The sequence below is a fragment of the Mesorhizobium sp. M1312 genome, assembly GCF_040318115.1.
Taxonomy (GTDB): domain Bacteria; phylum Pseudomonadota; class Alphaproteobacteria; order Rhizobiales; family Rhizobiaceae; genus Mesorhizobium.
In genome coordinates this window covers 72,501-76,293 of the sequence record NZ_JAMYLQ010000033.1, presented here as the reverse complement: position 1 = coordinate 76,293, position 3,793 = coordinate 72,501, and the positions used below count along the sequence as shown (strand labels likewise).

Here is a 3,793-nt window from a genome sequence, read left to right as displayed (position 1 = left end):
GCTCCCGATTGGCGGGCCTGTTTGTAAGGAGAAGATTTTCCACACATCGACCCAAAGATCATTTCGATTTTTGGCAAGTACGATGTGAGATCCAACGTGCGTTTTGCAGACCTGGCAGCGACCTACTCTCCCGCGTCTTGAGACGAAGTACCATCAGCGCTGGAGCGTTTCACGGCCGAGTTCGGAATGGGATCGGGTGCAGCCGCTCCGCCATAACCACCAGGTCGGCAAAGCGCACGTTGCTCGAGAAGCTTTTTGAGCGAATAGCCAATAGTGAGCAGCGAATAGGGAACCCTATTTTCTGCTCTCTCTGAGCTGTTCGCTGGTCTTATGTGTGCCTTTACCGTTCTTTTGGTCCTGGCGCCTTTCGAAGCGAAGCTTCGCAAGGTCGACCGACCGTCGGCGCCGATGCGCCGCACCCACGTAGCGCCGCCCGCAGGGCGGAACAAGCGTGAGTGAGAACAGACCATTTGACTTGTCAAATGGGCATAGGGAATGAGAACGATCAAGCCGATCGAACTATTAGTACCGGTAAGCTTCAAGCGTTGCCGCTCTTCCACACCCGGCCTATCAACGTGGTCGTCTTCCACGGTTCTCAGGGAATACTCGTTTTAAGGTGGGTTTCCCGCTTAGATGCCTTCAGCGGTTATCCCGTCCGGATATAGCTACCCTGCTATGCGGCTGGCGCCACAACAGGTCCACCAGAGATCCGTCCATCCCGGTCCTCTCGTACTAGGGACAGATCCTTTCAATATTCCTACACCCACGGCAGATAGGGACCGAACTGTCTCACGACGTTCTGAACCCAACTCACGTACCGCTTTAAATGGCGAACAGCCATACCCTTGGGACCTGCTCCAGCCCCAGGATGCGATGAGTCGACATCGAGGTGCCAAACAACCCCGTCGATATGGACTCTTGGGGGTCATCAGCCTGTTATCCCCGGCGTACCTTTTATCCGTTGAGCGATGGCCCTTCCACGCGGGACCACCGGATCACTATGACCGACTTTCGTCTCTGCTCGACTTGTCAGTCTCGCAGTCAGGCAGGCTTATGCCATTGCACTCAGCGAACGATTTCCGACCGTTCTGAGCCCACCATCGCGCGCCTCCGTTACTCTTTAGGAGGCGACCGCCCCAGTCAAACTACCCACCATACATTGTCCCGGACCCGGATGACGGGCCGCGGTTAGACATCCATAGTGATAAGGGTGGTATTTCAAGGGTGGCTCCACCTGAGCTGGCGCCCAGGTTTCAAAGCCTACCACCTATCCTACACATGCCACTACGAATGCCAATGTAAAGCTATAGTAAAGGTGCACGGGGTCTTTCCGTCTAACCGCAGGAACCCCGCATCTTCACGGGGAATTCAATTTCACTGAGTCTATGCTGGAGACAGCGGGGAAGTCGTTACGCCATTCGTGCAGGTCGGAACTTACCCGACAAGGAATTTCGCTACCTTAGGACCGTTATAGTTACGGCCGCCGTTTACTGGGGCTTCGATTCAGAGCTTGCACCCCTCCTCTTAACCTTCCAGCACCGGGCAGGCGTCAGACCCTATACGTCGTCTTGCGACTTCGCAGAGCCCTGTGTTTTTGATAAACAGTCGCTACCCCCTGGTCTGTGCCACCCTCCTCCACTTGCGTGGAAAAGGGTCACGCTTCTTCCGAAGTTACGCGTGCAATTTGCCGAGTTCCTTCAGCATAGTTCTCTCAAGCGCCTTGGTATACTCTACCAGTCCACCAGTGTCGGTTTCGGGTACGGTCTATAAGGAGGAGCTATTTCCTGGAACCACGCAGCAGCCCTTTCAATCCGATAAGATTGGACTACCTCAATGATCCGTCACTTCCTCCAGGCCCACGAATATTAACGTGGTTCCCATCGTCTACGCATTTCTGCCTCGACTTAGGGGCCGGCTAACCCTGCTCAGATTAGCTTTAAGCAGGAACCCTTGGACTTTCGGCGGGGGAGTCTCTCACTCCCCTTACGTTACTCATGTCAGCATTCGCACTTCTGATACCTCCACCACCCCTCACGGGTATGGCTTCATCAGCTTACAGAACGCTCCGCTACCGCTTGCATCACTGCAAACCCTAAGCTTCGGTGTATGGCTTGAGCCCCGTTACATTTTCGGCGCAAAGACCCTTATTTAGACCAGTGAGCTGTTACGCTTTCTTTAAATGATGGCTGCTTCTAAGCCAACATCCTGGTTGTTTTGGGATCCTCACATCCTTTCCCACTTAGCCATAACTTGGGGACCTTAGCTGTAGGTCAGGGTTGTTTCCCTTTTCACGACGGACGTTAGCACCCGCCGTGTGTCTGCCGACTAGTACTCCCAGGTATTCGGAGTTTGGTTAGGTTTGGTAATCCGGTGAGGACCCCTAGCCCATCCAGTGCTCTACCCCCTGGGGTATTCGGTCGACGCTCTACCTAAATAGATTTCGCGGAGAACCAGCTATTTCCGAGTTTGATTGGCCTTTCACCCCTAGCCACAAGTCATCCCGAACTATTGCAACAGTTATGGGTTCGGTCCTCCAGTAAGTGTTACCTTACCTTCAACCTGCTCATGGCTAGATCACTCGGTTTCGGGTCTAATGCGACGAACTGAACGCCCTGTTCAGACTCGCTTTCGCTGCGCCTACACCTAGCGGTTTAAGCTTGCTCGTCACACTAAGTCGCTGACCCATTATACAAAAGGTACGTGGTCACCCAGGACGAACCTTGGACTCCCACTGTTTGTAGGCAATCGGTTTCAGGTACTCTTTCACTCCCCTTGTCGGGGTGCTTTTCACCTTTCCCTCACGGTACTAGTTCGCTATCGGTCATGCACGAGTACTTAGGCTTGGAGGGTGGTCCCCCCAATTTCAGACAGGATTTCACGTGTCCCGCCTTACTCGAGGACGATGATTTGCATTACGCGTACGGGGCTGTCACCCACTATGGCCCTACTTTCCAGAAGGTTCCGCTTGTCTCATCATCGCCACTGGCCTGGTCCGGGTTCGCTCGCCACTACTGCCGGAGTCTCGGTTGATGTCCTTTCCTACGGGTACTTAGATGTTTCAGTTCCCCGCGTTCGCCACTTTATCCCTATGTATTCAGGATAAGTTACCTATTACAGATACTTGGAAACCACAGCAGCAAGTCTGCGCGATCTCAAAGAGATCGTCGCTTAACGCTCAATCCTTTTGGGATCTCGCGCCAATTACCCTGCTGCTCTGATTTTCCAAGCACCTTAGGTGGGTTTCCCCATTCGGAAATCTACGGATCAAAGGGTATTCGCACCTCCCCGTAGCTTATCGCAGCGTATCACGTCCTTCATCGCCTGTGCATGCCAAGGCATCCACCAATTGCCCTTAAGACACTTGATCGTTCTCATTGCCAATACCCATCGCGCGATCTCAAAGAGATCGTCGCTTCAGCCAAATCCTGTGCAGGATTTGGCTTGATGTCATTGGCACAAAAAGACCAGCTTCTCGAGATCGGTTCGAGGGTGCGGTTAGGCAAACCCATCATATGCGGGAGATTGAGCGTCTCCCGCGACAAATCACACCCCTTGCGGAATATGAAGTTCGAACAAATCTTCTCTTTACGATGTCAAACAGAACAGGCGGAGAGCCAGATGCTCGCCGCAAACTCTTAAACGAATGACTTTTTCTCGGCCCGCTCCATCTCTACTCGACACCATTTCCCCTGGAGGAGAAGCGACAATCCTGCGGATTGCGCAGCGACAATCCTGCGGATTGCGCGGAGATGGTGGAGCCGGACGGGATCGAACCGACGACATCCTGCTTGCA

Annotated in this window: 1 tRNA gene and 2 rRNA genes (1 of these 3 running past the window's edge); all 3 read right to left on the bottom strand. The window is 53.5% G+C overall.

The features are described 5' to 3' along the window. Window positions 1-109: 109 nt before the first annotated feature. Window positions 110-224 (bottom strand): 5S ribosomal RNA (gene rrf, locus NKH36_RS28940). Window positions 225-501: 277 nt separating this feature from the next. After that, window positions 502-3,367: ribosomal RNA gene (locus NKH36_RS28935) — 23S ribosomal RNA — on the bottom strand. A gap of 383 nt (window positions 3,368-3,750) precedes the next feature. Then, a tRNA-Ala gene (locus NKH36_RS28930) sits at window positions 3,751-3,793 on the bottom strand; it runs 33 nt beyond the window's last position.